Raw genomic sequence first — 14391 nt, 5'->3', positions numbered from 1 at the left:
TACAGCGGCAGCCGGGGCATTTCGGTTGTCCGTGGTTCCGGCTGCGGGCGTCGACTGCGCGCGCCCGAGCCGCCGGACTCAGCTGATGGGCCTTACTTGGTGACGATGGCCAGCACGTCGCGGGCAGAGAGCACCAGGTACTCTTCGCCGCCGACCTTGACCTCGGTTCCGCCGTACTTCGAGTAGATGACTACGTCACCCTCGGCTACGTCAACGGGAACCCGGTTGCCATTGTCATCGACGCGGCCGGGGCCGATCGCGACAACTTTGCCTTCCTGCGGCTTTTCCTTGGCGGTGTCCGGGATAACCAGGCCGGAGGCCGTGGTCTGCTCTGCTTCGAGCGGCTGGACAACAATACGATCCTCAAGAGGCTTAATCGAGACCGACACTCGGCTCTCTCCTTTTCATAAGCTACGAATAGGTTTGGCCAAGGAGATGTCTGCCGTCGTCGCGGTGCCGGCAGGCGGTTCCTTGTATTAGCACCCACACGGGGAGAGTGCTAACTGCGACTCTATGAGACCGATTAGCACTCGGTCAAGGCGAGTGCCAGCAGGAGATGGATCCCAGCTACCTGCACGTCCTCTTATGACGCGAGGTGGCATTTCGGGCCGCGGCCCAAGTTGCGTAAGGCTTACCTAACCCGATAGTTTTCACAGTACGCGCAAATAGCAAACGTTTATGTTGCCTAATGCCGGACTCCTCCCTCGGGGCCCGACATTTGACGAATGATGGAGTGTCAGTGAAAAAGTCCCTGAAGTCCGGCCTGCTGGTCGTGACCGCAGCCGTTTCCATGCTCGCTATGAGCGCTTGCGGTCAGCAGACCAATGCCGCAGCAGGCGCCGATGCAGAGACGATCAGCGTTGAGCATGCCTCGGGAACCACGGATGTGCCGGTGAACCCGGAGACCGTCTACACCTTCGACCTGGGCGTGCTGGACAGCCTCACCGCCCTGGGCGTCGAGGTCGACGGCGTTCCGCAGGCCGTGTTCCCCGAGTCCCTGGCGCAGTATGGCGAAGACAGCTACACCAAGATCGGCTCCATGAAGGAACCAGACTTCGAGGCGATCAGCGAGGGCGCTCCGGATCTGATCATCATCTCCGGCCGGACTGCCGAGGCGTACGACGAGCTGAGCAAGATCGCCCCGACCATCGACCTGAGCGTCGATACCGCGGCGCCGGTCGAGAGCTTCAAGGAAGTCTCAACGACTCTGGGCGAGATCTTCGGCAAGGAAACCGAAGTCGACGAGAAGCTTGCCGCCCTCGACACCAAGATTGCGGACACCAAGGCCGCGGCTGCCGACGCCGGCACCGGCCTGGTGCTGATGACCAGCGGCGGCGAAATGACCGCCTACGGCGCCGGATCCCGCTTCGGCATCGTCCATGACGTGCTGGGCGTGCAGCCCGCTGCCGAGGTGAAGTCCGAGGGACCGCACGGTGAGGCGATCTCGCACGAATTCATCGCGGAAACCAACCCGTACCACCTGTTCGTGATCGATCGAGACTCGGCCGTCGGCGAATCCGGTGAGGCAGCCACCGCTGTTCTGGATAACGACCTGGTCAACGGCACCAAGGCGGCAAAGAACGACAGCATTACCTATCTGGATTCCGCTTCCTGGTACCTGGTGGGCTACGGCCTGAACAACACGGATGCGATGATCAGCGCCGTCCAGGCAGCCGTTACGAAGTAGCACCCGTATGGCCGCCGGCTCTGAAGCCGGCGGCCTGCGCGGTGGTCCGATCTATGGCCTCCTCCACGATTTCCACACCAGCTCCGGCACCGGTTGCAGCCGCGGCCCGGCGTTCGCGTCCCCGGGGATCCGGTGCGCAGCTCGCCTGGGCGGGCACCGCCGTCGTTATTTTGGCCTGTGTCAGCATGTTCGTGGGGGTCAGCGATGTCACCCTGCCGGCGCTGCTGTCCGGCGACCAGACCGCCTGGGACATCTTCTGGATCAGCCGGCTGCCGAGGACCCTGTCCGTGATCCTGGCCGGTGCGGCACTGGGCATTGCCGGGCTGATCATGCAGCTGATGGCCCGGAACAAATTTGTGGAGCCGTCCTCCGTGGGAACCGTGGAGTCCGCTTCGCTGGGCATCCTGGTGGTCACCGTGGCGATCCCCGGCGCATCCCTGCTGGCCAAGATGTCCGTGGCCACCGTGTTCGCGGCGGCCGGAACCGGGCTGTTCCTGCTGGTATTGCGCCGGATCCCGCTGCGCAACACGCTGATCGTGCCGCTGGTGGGCATCATGCTGGGCGGCGTGATCGCGGCCGTGACCACCTTCTTTGCCTACCGGTACGACCTGCTGCAGACACTGAACAGCTGGATGATCGGCGACTTTTCCGGCGTGCTGCGCGGCCGCTACGAACTGCTCTGGATTGTTGCGGTCCTGGCCGTGGTCGGATATCTGTGCGCGGACCGGTTCACCATGGCGGGCATGGGCCAGGAATTCTCCACCAACCTGGGCCTGCACTACGGGCGGGTGATGACGCTGGGACTGGTCATCGTCTCGCTGATCAGCGCCGTGGTGGTGGTCAACATCGGCGCCATTCCGTTCCTGGGCCTGGTGGTGCCCAACCTGGTGTCGCTGGTGTTTGGCGACAGCGTCCGCCGCGCGGTCCCGTGGGTGGCGGTGTTCGGCGCCGGCTTCGTGCTGCTGTGCGACATCATCGGCCGCACCATTCGGTTCCCCTACGAGATTCCCGTGGGCGTGATTGTCTCCGCCGTAGGCAGCGCCATTTTCCTGTACCTGCTGCTGAGGACCCGCAAGAATGGCTGACACGGTTCTGCCCGCCGCACTGACGCAGCACAAGCGCCGCACGGTCAAGACCGTCCGGCCGCGGACGTGGATCATCCTGCTGGGCCTGCTCACCGCCGTCCTGGTCGCCGTTTTCATGACCGTCGACCTGCGCGGCAACCTCGGCTACATCCTTCCCCGGCGGGCCATCAAGATCGGGTCGATGCTGTTGGTGGCGTACGCCGTGGGTGTGTCCACCGTGTTGTTCCAGACGGTGACCGCCAACCGCATCCTGACGCCGTCGATCATGGGTTTCGACGCCCTGTACATGCTGATCCAGACCGGGCTGACGTTTGCCATCGGCGGCCAGGCGCTGCTGAGCATGGGCGCACCGGCCCGCTTCGTGATCGAAGTACTGATGATGGTGGCGTTCTCCTTCCTGCTGTACCGCTGGCTGTTCACCGGCGGCGGCAAGAGCCTGCACCTGATGCTGCTGGTGGGCATCGTTTTCGGCACGATGTTCCGCGGCATCTCCTCGCTGCTGCAGCGGCTGATCGACCCGAGCGAATTCATCATCCTGCAGGACCTGTTCTTTGCCAGCTTCAACAACGTGGACGGTCTGTTGCTTGCCGTCTCGGCAGTGGCCGTTGCTGCCGCCAGCATCCCCGTCTGGCGGATGCGCCGCGAGCTGGACGTGCTGGCACTGGGACGGGATACCGCGCTGAACCTGGGCGTGAACCACCGGCGCGCCGTCACCAAGGTGCTGATGGTCTGCGCCGTTTTGGTGGCCGTCTCCACCGCACTGGTGGGTCCCATCACCTTCTTCGGCCTGCTGGTGGCCAGCCTGGCCTACCTGCTGTGCTCGCATTTCCGCCACACTTATGTGCTGCCCATCGCCGTGCTGTTGGGCGCCATTGCGCTGGTCGGCGGTCAACTGGTGCTCGAGCAGGTATTCAGCTTCGACACCGCGCTGAGCATTGTCATTGAATTTGCGGGCGGCCTCCTGTTTATCGCCCTGCTGTTGAAAGGCTCCGTCAAATGATCCACGTCTCGGGCGTCTCCAAGACCTACGGCACGCAGACGGTGGTGGACGATGTCAGCTGCTACATCAAGGACGGCGGCATCACGTCGATCATCGGGCCCAACGGCGCCGGCAAGTCCACGCTGCTGTCCATGGTCTCCCGGCTGTTGCCGATGGATGCTGGGGCCGTCACCATCGACGGCCTGGACGTCAGCAAGACCGCGGGCAAGGAACTGGCCCGCAAGATGGCCATCCTGCGCCAGGACAACCAGCTGACGGTCCGCCTGACCGTCCGGGACCTGGTGGGTTTCGGCCGTTTCCCGCACAACAACGGCCGGCCGACCGTCAGCGACAAAGCCCACATCGAACAGGCCCTGGAGTACCTGGACCTGACCTCCATGGCGGACAAGTTCGTGGACGAGCTCTCCGGCGGCCAGCGCCAGCGCGCTTTCATCGCCATGGTCCTGGCGCAGGACACCGACTACCTGCTGCTGGACGAGCCGCTGAACAACCTGGACATGAAGCACGCGGTGGAGATGATGCGGCTGCTGCGCCGGCTCACCGACGAGCTGGGCAAGACCGTGGTGCTGGTCATCCACGACATCAACTTCGCCTCCTGCTACTCCGACAGCATCATCGCCATGCGCTCCGGCCGGCTGGTCCATCAGGGGCCGCCGGCGCAGATCATGCAGGCAGAGGTGTTGCGCGATGTCTACGAAATCGACATCCGGATAGAGGAAATCGAAGGAAACCGGATCGGCGTCTACTTCGCCTGAGCGGCGCAAGGGCCAAGTTCACGGGCGCGCGGTTTCCGGCAGGGCGTTCACGGGCAGCGTGCTGACCGGCGGGCACGAGCATGCGCCGCACCGTCATTCCTTGAGGACCGAGAGTATGTTGCCGGCGGGGTCCTTGAACCACGCGATGTCCGGACCGTTGCCGCGCATGATGCCCTTGTCATCGGTGGGCAGCTCGGGATCGTTGTAGATCTTGGTCTGCACGCCACGGCCGTTGAGTTGATCCACCGCGGCTTCGACGTCGTCGACGGCGAAATTCAGGACGGTGAACGTGGCCGGTTCGTGGTCCGGCTTCGGGTACATGATCATCCGGCCGCCGCCGGGGAGATGGAGCTCGAGGATGCCCATCGGGCCATCGGCTACTTTGAGGCCCAAGGTTCCGCCATAGAACTGTTTGGCGGCGGCGGTGTCATTGACGCTGAAGCCGCTGAAAGCATGGTTGGGGGTAAACCCGGCGCTGTCCATGGTGGTCTCCTTCGCTACGCGGGCGGACACTTTCCAGAGTGGCACAGCGGCATCGGTCAGAACAGTGCCCCGCCCCGCTAGCATGGAACCAGGACCCGCCGCAGGTCCGGCCGCGGGTATCGACGGAGGCGGACATGGGACAAAATCCTGCGTGGACCGCGGACGTCCCGTCACAGCAGGCAATTGCCGCGTCGCAACTGAGCAGCCTGCCCGAGCCACTGCTAGGCGACCTCTTCACCGGCAGCACCCGGGTCCGGGTGCCGGCCGGCACCCTCACCCACCGCGAAGGCGATCCCTACCCCCACTTGGAGCTGATGGTCTCCGGGCTGCTGAAGTTTTATGCCACCGCCCCCGATGGACGCACCATCACGGTGCGCTATTGCCGCCGCGGGTCGCTGATGGGAGTGGTTTCCCTGTTCTCACCGGACTTCGCCCTGCCGGTGAGCGCCGTGGCCCTGACCGACACCGAACTGGTGCGTCTCTCCCCCGTGCACGTACGTGGCGCCGCGGCGCGCGAACTGCAGGTGGCCCACGTATTCCTCCGCGAACTCAGCGAGCGCGTGCTCGGTTTCATGGCCGAGATCCCCGGCAGCGCGTTTACCTCGGTGCGGCAGCGGGTGGCCCGGCACCTGTTGGACTTGGCCGCCGGGGCCGACGCCGGCCGACTGGGCATGCCTGCTCCGATGGCAGATGCCGGATCCGAGCTGGCCGTGCGTACCACGCAGCAAGAACTGGCACAGGCAGTGGGTTCGGTCCGCGAGGTGGTGGTGCGCATTCTGCGCGAACTGCGCGAAGCCGGTGTGGTCCGTACCGAGCGGGACCGGATAGTGATTGTTGAGCCGGGGAGGCTGGCCGAGCTGGCCATCTGGAACCCAGGTTCCTGACACCGTCCGTGTGGCTCTCGACACTGGACCTATGAAGACACTACCCAAACCGGCAAAGCAGCCGGGGGCCGCGCCCGATGTACAGCTGACGGCGGAGGAACTGCAACTGGCCTCCCGCAACCATGTGATGCCGCTGGAGATGCTCAGCGCCGGCCGCACCCCGGCAGGCATGCACTATTTGCTCATTCATTTCGATGTCCCCCTGATCGACGCCGGAGCCTGGCGGGTGCGGATCGGCGGCGCGGTGCGCCGGCCGCTGGAGTTCAGCTTGGCCCAACTTCAGGCCCGCGAACAGCGCACGCTGGCCGTCACTTTGGAATGCGCAGGCAACGGCCGGAGCCTGCTCACACCCCGTCCGGTGAGCCAACCGTGGACCCACGGCGGGATCGGCACCGCCGATTGGACCGGGACGCCGCTGGCTCCGCTGCTCGCCGAAGCCGGAGTGGAACCGAAGGCGGTGGATATCGTCTTCACCGGTGCGGACCGGGGCGTGCAGGGCGGCGAAGAGCAAAATTACGCCCCGGAGCCTGAAAATCTCCGAGGCGATGTCCCCGGACGTGTTGCTGGCCTACGCCATGAACGGCGTTCCCCTGCCGCCGCAACATGGGTTCCCGGTGCGGCTGCTGGTGCCCGGGTGGTACGGGATGGCCAGCGTGAAGTGGCTGACCGACATCGAGGCAACGGCTGTCCCGTTTACGGGATTCCAGCAGATGTCCTCCTACCGCTACAACCGCAGCGAAGCCGATCCCGGCGAGCCGGTAACCCGGATCAAGGTCCGTGCACTGATGGTCCCGCCGGGCATCCCGGACTTCATCACTCGAAACCGGCTAGTGGATGCCGGCCCGGTCCTATTGCGCGGCAGGGCCTGGTCCGGGAGGGCGCCCATCCAGCAGGTCAAGGTCGCCATCGACGGGGTGTGGTCCGAAGCACAGCTGGACCCGGCGGACGGCGAATATGCCTGGCGCGGCTGGACTTTCCGCTGGCAGGCGCAACCCGGCGGGCATCAGCTGATGTGCGGGGCGATGGATGCCCTCGGGCAGGTCCAGCCGTTGGAGCCGGAATGGAACTATCTGGGCATGGGCAACAATGCCGTGCAGACGGTCCCGGTGACTGTCCGTCCGTGAAAGCAGCATCCGGACGCGGTAATATTCCGGTTCATGGTTCTGCCCGGCCCGCCGGCCCGCTCGGAACGCCCTCGGCCTGCAACTGTGTGGAGAACTCCCGGGGAAACCAGAATTCTCCTGATTGCTATTCTGGCCTCCTTCGTTGCCTTCCTCGACGCCTCCGTCGTCAACGTGGCGCTGCCGGCCATTGGCCGGGACCTCGGCGGAGGCCTGGCCGTCCAGCAATGGGTGGTGGGCGGCTATCTGCTGTCCCTGGGCGCGCTGATCCTGGTCGCAGGTGCCCTGTCCGACGTGTTTGGCAGGATCCGGATCCTGCGGCTGGGGCTGATGGTCTTTGGGATGGCTTCCGTGACTTGCGCGGCGGCGCCGACGGCAGCCGGCCTCGTGGCCGCGCGGATCGTGCAAGGCGCCGGCGCGGCGCTGCTGGTGCCCGCTTCGCTGGCCTTGATCACCATGACCTTCGCGGGCAGAGAGCAGCACAGGGCGATCGGCGTCTGGACCGGCTGGACCGGCACGGCCTACATCATCGGCCCGATTTTCGGTGGCCTGCTCGTGGACTCGGTGGGCTGGCGGGCGGTCTTTGCCGTGAACGTACTGCCCATCGCCGCCACCTTCTGGCTGATGGCCCGGCTGGCAGATCCGCCACGGCCCGAGCCGAGGGCACCGATCGATGTCCCGGGCGCGTGCCTCGCCGCCGGCGGACTCGCCGGATCGGTGTTCGCGCTGATCGAGCAGCAACGGCTCGGCTGGGCAGACCCACGCGTTCTGGTCCCGCTGGTAGCCGGGCTGATAAGTCTGGGGCTGTTTGTGTGGTGGGAACACCGAACGCGCTACCCGATGATGCCGCTGCAGATATTCGGCGTTCGTAACTTCGGCGTCGGTAACATCGCCACCGCGGGGGTCTATGCCGGACTGGCCCTGGGCCTGTTCGCGCTGCCGGTCTTTCTGCAACAGGCCGCCGGCTTCAACGCTGCCGCCGCCGGCCTGGCGACCTTGCCAATGAGCGTTCTCTCACTCGCCCTTGCCGCCTGGTTTGGCCGGCTCTCGGGCCGCTACGGGCCGCGCCTGTTCATGTCCGCGGGCCCGCCGCTGGCCGGGACCGGGTTCCTGCTCATGATGTCCGCGCACGAGCCGCTGGACTTCTGGCAGCAAATCCTGCCGGGCGTGCTGCTGGCGGGCCTGGGCCTAGCGGTCACCGTCTCCCCGCTGACCGCCGCGGTGCTCGGCGCGGTAGCGGCGGAACGCAGCGGGATCGCCTCCGCGGTGAACAACGCGGTGGCCCGCATTGCCGGGCTGGTGGCCATCGCCGCCGCCGGCACCATTACCGGCGGCATGCTGGACTATGCAGGGTTCCGCCGCGCTGCTCTGGCCGCTGCGCTGCTGCTCTTCGCCGGCGGTGTGGTCTCCGCCGTCGGCATCCGCAACCGGCCCTAGCTGGGCAAGACTACACCACGGAAAAATCCCCCGGCAGGATGGTCCGGCCTGTCAACGCCAGCAGGACCAGTGCGCCGTCCCCACGTTCGGAGGCGATTTGAATGGCCAGCCGGCCGGCTTCCAGTTCCACGTCCTTGGGCAGTTCGGCCACCAGCCCGCACGCACGGGAAAGGTCCAAGGTGTGCACGGCCAGTTCGAAGATCCGGGTCGGCAGGTAGTCGCGGAAGCGCATCCCGCCGGCGGCCGTTTCGATGATCCGGTCTTCTGCCAGCGGCAGCGTGTTCTCCAACTGGGCCAGCAGCCGGTCCACCATATCCACCGGATGCGCCCCCAACTCCTTGCCGGCCGCTATGGCCCGCTCGGTGACCCGTGGGTCATTCGCCAGACCGGTGGCCAAGTAGTAGTCGGCGGCAGACTCCACCTGCACCTTTTCGGCTGGACGCCCCAAGTACGTCAGCACCGTGGACAGGGCGCGGTTGGTGTGTCCGGCCAGGGTCCTGACGGTCCAATCATCCAGTCCGGGCGCGTTCCACGCGGTAGGCGGCACGTTGGCCAGGACTTCACGGAAGTAGCGTCCCGCGGACAGGAAAGTTGCCGCCGATTCGATCATGCGCCCATGCTAAGGCCGGCGGCTGTCCAGAACCAGCGTTTCGGCGCGCCCCGGCTCGGTCCGGTCGCGAACGACGGGAACCTCAGGCCAGGCGCCGCATGTCCTTCCGCCACGCCGGCGCGGGGACGGCGACCTCTTCCCACAGGGCCTGCCATCCGCGGTGGACGCGGTTGCTGGCCGCGATCAACTCGCCCAATTCCGCTTCGATTTCCGCCTGGCAAGCATCCGTATCGATGTCGCTCCAGTCACAGGGTGTTGACATAATCCGGGCCTCCTTCACAGTAAGCTTCCTTCGATCCTACGGATGCCCCGCTCCTCCGGCCATGGGGAGAACTACCCATGGCCTGCCACCGGCACGGACAGGGACCGTGCACCGGCCCGAATCGGCTGCACTAGGCTTGAAACCATGGCACCCGAGACCCACGCCGAGAGCATCGCCCCGATTCTGACTCCGGAAGGCTGGGAACTGCTGAACTCGCTCGGCCCGTACTCCGAGGCCGAGAGCCTGCACACCGGAACCGAACTGCGCAAGGCCGGCCATTCCCCCGAACTCGTCGCCGCAGCGATGACGCAATCGCGCCTGCGGGCCAAGGCCGAGGCGAAATTCGGCCCGTTCGCGGAGAAGATGCTCTTCACGCAGGCCGGGCTGGAACAGGCCACCCGGCTGAACATCGCGGCCCTGCACGCGCAGCGGTTCCAGGCTGCCGGGGTGGAACACGTTGCGGACCTCGGCTGCGGAATCGGCGCGGACTCCATGGCTCTGGCCACCCTAGACCGCAGGGTCACCGCCGTCGAACGTGACGAGACCACCGCCGCGGTGGCCACCATCAACCTGATGCCCTGGCCGGATGCTACGGTAGTCAACGCCGAAGCCGAAGACGTGGACCTGACCGGGATCGACGGCGTGTGGCTGGATCCGGCGCGGCGGACCACAACAACCTCGGGCACCACGCGGATCTTCGATCCGGAGGCGTTCTCGCCCCCGCTGTCCTTTGTGGAAGAACTTGCCGACCGGGGCCTGCCGGTGGGCGTCAAGATGGGTCCGGGAATCCCCCACGATGCGCTGCCGGAGAACTGCGAGGTGCAATGGGTTTCCGTCAACGGGGACGTCATCGAGGCTGCGCTGTGGTTCAACACGCTGGCCCGACCGGACGTGCGGCGTGCCGCCCTGGTGGTTGGTGCCGGCGGCACCGCCGAACTGACCAGTGCCATCAGCTTCGACCCGGCGCACCAGGACGTACAGACCGGCCCGGCCGAGGGCTACCTCTATGAGCCCGACGGCGCAGTAATCCGCGCGGGGCTGGTCGCCGACCTTGCCCGCGGCCTGGCTGGACACCTGCTCGATGAGCACATCGCCTACATCTGCGCTCCGCAGCTGCAGGAAACCCCGTTTGCCCGCGCGTATAAGGTGCTGGAGGTCAAGCCCTACAACGTCAAGAAGCTCAAGGCGTGGGTGAAGGCCAACCACATCGGCACGCTGGAGATCAAAAAGCGCGGCACCTCGGTCACCCCGGACGAGTTGCGCAAAGCCCTGTTGACCGGTTCCGGCAAGGGACCAAACAAGGCCACGCTGGTGCTGACCCGGATGGGCGAGGACCGGGTGGCGATCGTCGTCGAGCCCCTTCCGTCCGCCGGCGGCCGCAGCCGTGAGCGCACGGCCAGGCCCTGACGCACTAGAATCAAATCAGTGTCGCCGCCCGTTCTGCGCGAGACGTGCATCTCCGGCGGCAGCCGGTACCGCCAGATACGGAGCAGCGTTTGAACATCGATTTCGCCCAGTCCGCCCAATCTTCTTTGGGGGTCGAGTGGGAGCTGGCCTTAGTGGACGCACAAACCGGCGAGCTGGTCTCCGTGGCCGAACGGGTGCTGGACGCTGTCCGCGCCGGCCATCCTGAGCTGAAAGACGACGACGAGCACCCGCACGTGAAGCAGGAGCTGCTGCTGAACACGGTTGAGCTCGTCACCGGCGTCTGCAATACCGTCGGCGAGGCCAAGGCCGACCTGAGCAGCGCGATGACAGCGGTCCGCGACGTGACCGACCCGATGGGCGTGGAACTCTTCTGCGCCGGCAGCCATCCGTTTGCCGCCCCGCGGTCGCAGCCGGTGACGGACAAGGCGCGCTATGCCAAGCTGATCGACCGCACCCAATGGTGGGGCCAGCAGATGGTGATTTACGGCGTGCACGTGCACGTTGGCCTGGACCACCGGGACAAGGCGCTGCCGGTGCTGGACGGACTGCTCAACTATTTCCCGCACTTCCAGGCCCTCTCCGCCTCATCCCCGTTCTGGGCCGGAGAGGACACCGGATACGCCTCGCAGCGCGCGCTGATGTTCCAGCAACTGCCCACCGCCGGCCTGCCGTTCCAGTTCCCCAGCTGGGCGCTGTACGAAGACTATGTGCAGGACATGTTCACCACCGGTGTGATCGACACGATCAGCGAGATCCGCTGGGACATCCGGCCGGTTCCCGCGCTGGGAACCATCGAAATGCGGGTCTGCGACGGCCTGTCGACGCTGCAGGATGTCGGTGCCATCGCCGCACTCACCCAGTGCCTGGTGGACGAGTTCTCCACCGCACTGGACAACGGCTGGGCCATCCCCACGATGCCCCCTTGGCACGTGCAGGAGAACAAATGGCGCGCTGCCCGCTACGGCATGGACGCCATCATCATCCTTAACGCCGCCGGCAAGGAAATGCTGGTCACCGAACATTTGCGCGAGCACGTGCTGAACCGGTTGGAACCGGTGGCCCGCAAGCTTGGCTGCAGCAACGAACTGGCAGACGTGGAGAAGATCATCGATGCCGGTGCAGGCTACCAGCGCCAGCGACAGGTGGCCGCCGAACACGACGGCGACCTGCGCGCCGTCGTGCTCGATGCGGTTCGTCAGCTTCGCGGGGCCAACTGACCGGTTAGCTTACAGCCCGCTGGCCCGGCGCCGACGGTCGTGGCTGCCGCGCAGGTCGCGGTTCAGCCGCCGGTCACCGTGGTAGAGGATGGAACTGAAGTCGACTTCCTCGGCAGTCTTGGGAATCACCGCCGGTTCGGCAGGCTTCGACTTCTTCGGCTCCACGTAGAGCCAACTGATGGTCCCCAGCGCGATGTCCACCAGCGAGTTCTTGATCCCAATGTAGGAGTGGATCGCGTAGGTGGCCAGGCTGGCGTTAAGTGCGGCGAAGGCCGCATTGCCCCAATTGCCGGCCATGACGTCCCGGTAGAGCGTCAGCACAGAGAACGCCACCATCAGGTACGGGATCAACACGTACAGGGCCGGCGCCGCCGTGCGGTCCTTGACCTTCGGCGTACGCACGAACGGAATCTTCTCGCCGGTCAACGCCTGCTGCATCGATTTGAAGACGCCGGCCAGGTTCACCGGCAGCATCACCAAGTTGAATCCGTAGATGCGGAAGATGTCGCTGAACCGGTGGCCGCAGTCGCGCAGGTCGCTGCCCATGGCCAGGAAGTAGGGCAAGGCCGCGACGAACACCACCGGGCTCAGCAGCCGGCTGTCATATGGGTAGGCCAGCAGGAAGACCAGGCCAAAACTGGCCCAGGCGATCGAGGCCATGTAGTTCACCTTCATGAACACTTCGCGGACCAGGATCCGCTCGTGCCGGTGGCGCCGCTCAACCAGTTGCGACCACAGCTTGGGCAGGATCAGCAAGCCGCCGTTGGCCCACCGCCGCCGCTGCACCACCAGCGAGCCGAAGTCGGGCGGGGTGGCGCTGTAGCTCAGCCGCTCCGGGTAGTTGGCCAGCTTCCAGCCGTGTGCGCCCAAGTCGATGCTGGACTCGGTATCTTCGATGACCGTCCGGTCCTGGATATAGGTGCGGATCTCGAATCCGCCTACCGTCTCCACCTCGACGATGTCTTCCAGCGCCTCCTTGCGGATCACTGCATTGGCGCCTACCCAGAAGGTGGCCCCGTAGTAGGTCATGCCCTGATGCAGGATGTGCTGGATGTCGGTGGTCGCGCCGGCTACCCGCTCAATGCGCGTGGGAGCCCCGCGGAAGGCGGAGTAGGGCGTCTGGGTGACCGCAACGCGTTCATTGCCCGGGGACTCGAGGAAGTAAACCAGCCGCAGGCAGTAATCGCGCAGCAACTGGGAGTCGGCGTCCAGCGTCAGCAGATAGCGGGTGTCCGGGATGTCGAGGTCCGCATCCTCGCCCTCCGGCACCTGCCTCAGGACGGTGTCGCCGGCGGCGTCCTCCACCGCCCAGCGCTGGCCCATCAGGGAGATGTACGAGTTCAGGTTCATCGCCTTGTTGGCCTCGTGCGAGAGGTTCGCGTAGCGCTTCCGCTCGAATGTTTCGGTCTTCACGCTGAACGTCCGCACCAGGCGCAGGTGCAGCTCCTCGATCCGTTCGGGGGCCAGCTCCGCCGATTGGGCGGCGGCAGCCTCCAGCGCCAGCAGCACCAGCCGGAGTTCGCGGGCCAGCCCCATCACCACCAGGTCCACGAAGAACTCGTCCACATGGTCCTCGATGCGCTCCGCCTCGGCGAACTCCTCCAGCCAGACGGCAGCGGCCTGGTATTCGCTGATCAGTCGCTTCAGATCGGACGACGGCGCGTGGTCGCCATTGCGGAACGCGGTCAGGGCGGCGCGGGCACGTCCGGCCGGCTCCGCCAGCCTGTCGCTGATCTCGGTTTGCAGGGCACGAGTGCGCTCCAGCCGTTGGATGACGGCGGGATCGGTGGGGAAGGGCGGGTCGTCCAGCAGCAGCACCACGCGCAGGTCGGGGAATTCCTGCAGCGCCGCGGACCAGAGCGTGGCACGGACGATCTCCGGCTCTTCGGCGTACGACGGCACCAGGACGGTCACCCCGTCGTCGTAGCGGGCAAAGTGGCGGTCCAACTCGCCGCGCGGCACGCGCTGGTGGTCGCGGAACCGGTACAAGGCACCTTGCCGTGCCAGCAGGTACATCAAGGCGGAAAACGTCAGGAACGTAACCACCGTCAGGTAGGAGGCAGCCTCCAGCTGAAACCTGAAGCCGGCACCCGGGTTGTTGGCGAACTGGCGCAGGATGGTGGTGACCACGTAGACGATCCACGCCGTGACTGTGGTGATAATGCCCAGCCGTCCCAGCACGATCTTCCGCCCGGTCGGCTTCGGGTGCACGATGGACATCGGCTCCGACCGCTTTTCGGCACCCCACTGGCGGCGCCGCGGCGCGGGGTCCGCGACGGGAGCGATCGGCTCCGGGTGAGCGACAGGCATGGTGTCTAGCATGAAAACCCCCAACAAACAGGACGAAACAGGGCAGAGCCGTGGTGCTCTGCCCTGGTGGATCCTTGACCGGCGGAACGAACACCGGTGTTTCCATAGTCTA

General features: G+C 65.8%; 14 protein-coding genes and 1 pseudogene. 10 read left to right on the top strand and 5 right to left on the bottom strand.

All coding sequences use genetic code 11. The features are described from left to right. Window positions 1–92 precede the first annotated feature (92 nt). Window positions 93–389 (bottom strand): co-chaperone GroES, encoded by a 297-nt coding sequence (gene groES, locus AB0N75_RS02490; protein WP_127511177.1) that lies wholly within the window; start codon window positions 387–389, stop codon window positions 93–95. A 350-nt stretch (window positions 390–739) separates the two neighbouring features. Between groES and AB0N75_RS02485 the strand changes: the two genes are divergently transcribed. Genes AB0N75_RS02485 through AB0N75_RS02470 form a run of 4 tightly spaced genes read left to right on the top strand, consistent with a single transcriptional unit; the run spans window position 740 to window position 4527 of the window. Continuing rightward, window positions 740–1687, top strand: coding sequence for a siderophore ABC transporter substrate-binding protein (locus AB0N75_RS02485; protein ID WP_364644540.1), 948 nt, complete (start codon window positions 740–742; stop codon window positions 1685–1687). 53 nt (window positions 1688–1740) lie between these two features. Beyond that, window positions 1741–2772: an ABC transporter permease gene (locus AB0N75_RS02480; RefSeq protein WP_364644537.1), complete on the top strand. Its 1032-nt coding sequence runs from the start codon at window positions 1741–1743 to the stop codon at window positions 2770–2772. Then, complete coding sequence (locus tag AB0N75_RS02475; RefSeq protein WP_364644534.1) at window positions 2765–3772, top strand: iron chelate uptake ABC transporter family permease subunit; 1008 nt, start codon at window positions 2765–2767, stop codon at window positions 3770–3772. Before AB0N75_RS02480 ends, AB0N75_RS02475 begins: the two co-directional genes overlap by 8 nt. Then, window positions 3769–4527 (top strand): ATP-binding cassette domain-containing protein, encoded by a 759-nt coding sequence (locus AB0N75_RS02470; RefSeq protein ID WP_364644531.1) that lies wholly within the window; start codon window positions 3769–3771, stop codon window positions 4525–4527. Before AB0N75_RS02475 ends, AB0N75_RS02470 begins: the two co-directional genes overlap by 4 nt. Window positions 4528–4620: 93 nt before the next feature. Here AB0N75_RS02470 and AB0N75_RS02465 read toward each other — a convergent pair whose 3' ends face one another. Continuing rightward, window positions 4621–5010: a VOC family protein gene (locus AB0N75_RS02465; RefSeq protein ID WP_364644528.1), complete on the bottom strand. Its 390-nt coding sequence runs from the start codon at window positions 5008–5010 to the stop codon at window positions 4621–4623. A 134-nt stretch (window positions 5011–5144) separates the two neighbouring features. On the opposite strand from AB0N75_RS02465, the gene AB0N75_RS02460 reads away from it, so the two are divergent. From AB0N75_RS02460 to AB0N75_RS02445, 4 genes and pseudogenes are all read left to right on the top strand, one after another. After that, window positions 5145–5894, top strand: coding sequence for a Crp/Fnr family transcriptional regulator (locus AB0N75_RS02460; RefSeq protein WP_364644525.1), 750 nt, complete (start codon window positions 5145–5147; stop codon window positions 5892–5894). A 31-nt stretch (window positions 5895–5925) separates the two neighbouring features. After that, window positions 5926–6348 (top strand): annotated as a pseudogene (locus tag AB0N75_RS02455) (molybdopterin-dependent oxidoreductase); the annotation flags it as partial. Between the two features lie 91 nt (window positions 6349–6439). After that, window positions 6440–7018, top strand: a complete 579-nt coding sequence (locus tag AB0N75_RS02450) for a molybdopterin-dependent oxidoreductase (protein WP_364644523.1) — start codon at window positions 6440–6442, stop codon at window positions 7016–7018. A gap of 84 nt (window positions 7019–7102) precedes the next feature. Continuing rightward, the gene (locus tag AB0N75_RS02445) at window positions 7103–8452 is read left to right on the top strand and encodes an MFS transporter (protein ID WP_364644520.1); all 1350 of its coding nucleotides are present in this window, start codon (window positions 7103–7105) and stop codon (window positions 8450–8452) included. Window positions 8453–8462: 10 nt separating this feature from the next. Here AB0N75_RS02445 and AB0N75_RS02440 read toward each other — a convergent pair whose 3' ends face one another. Together AB0N75_RS02440 and AB0N75_RS02435 are read right to left on the bottom strand one after the other, a co-directional pair. Continuing rightward, the gene (locus AB0N75_RS02440; RefSeq protein WP_364644517.1) at window positions 8463–9062 is read right to left on the bottom strand and encodes a maleylpyruvate isomerase N-terminal domain-containing protein; all 600 of its coding nucleotides are present in this window, start codon (window positions 9060–9062) and stop codon (window positions 8463–8465) included. 82 nt (window positions 9063–9144) lie between these two features. Beyond that, window positions 9145–9324 (bottom strand): hypothetical protein, encoded by a 180-nt coding sequence (locus AB0N75_RS02435; RefSeq protein WP_364644514.1) that lies wholly within the window; start codon window positions 9322–9324, stop codon window positions 9145–9147. 144 nt (window positions 9325–9468) lie between these two features. Between AB0N75_RS02435 and AB0N75_RS02430 the strand changes: the two genes are divergently transcribed. Continuing rightward, on the top strand, window positions 9469–10731 hold the full coding sequence (locus AB0N75_RS02430) for a class I SAM-dependent methyltransferase (RefSeq protein WP_364644511.1): 1263 nt from the start codon (window positions 9469–9471) through the stop codon (window positions 10729–10731). Between the two features lie 89 nt (window positions 10732–10820). Next, entirely contained in the window at window positions 10821–11969 is a 1149-nt protein-coding gene (locus AB0N75_RS02425) for a glutamate--cysteine ligase (protein ID WP_364644508.1), read from the top strand. Window positions 11970–11978: 9 nt separating this feature from the next. On the opposite strand, the gene AB0N75_RS02420 is transcribed toward AB0N75_RS02425, so the two are convergent. Beyond that, the gene (locus AB0N75_RS02420; RefSeq protein WP_364644506.1) at window positions 11979–14279 is read right to left on the bottom strand and encodes a glycosyltransferase family 2 protein; all 2301 of its coding nucleotides are present in this window, start codon (window positions 14277–14279) and stop codon (window positions 11979–11981) included. Window positions 14280–14391: the final 112 nt, after the last annotated feature.

The sequence above is a fragment of the Arthrobacter sp. NPDC089319 genome (assembly GCF_040684925.1).
Classification (GTDB): domain Bacteria; phylum Actinomycetota; class Actinomycetes; order Actinomycetales; family Micrococcaceae; genus Crystallibacter.
The sequence above is the reverse complement of the archived record's forward strand: the minus strand, read 5'-3'. Positions and strand labels throughout refer to the sequence as shown.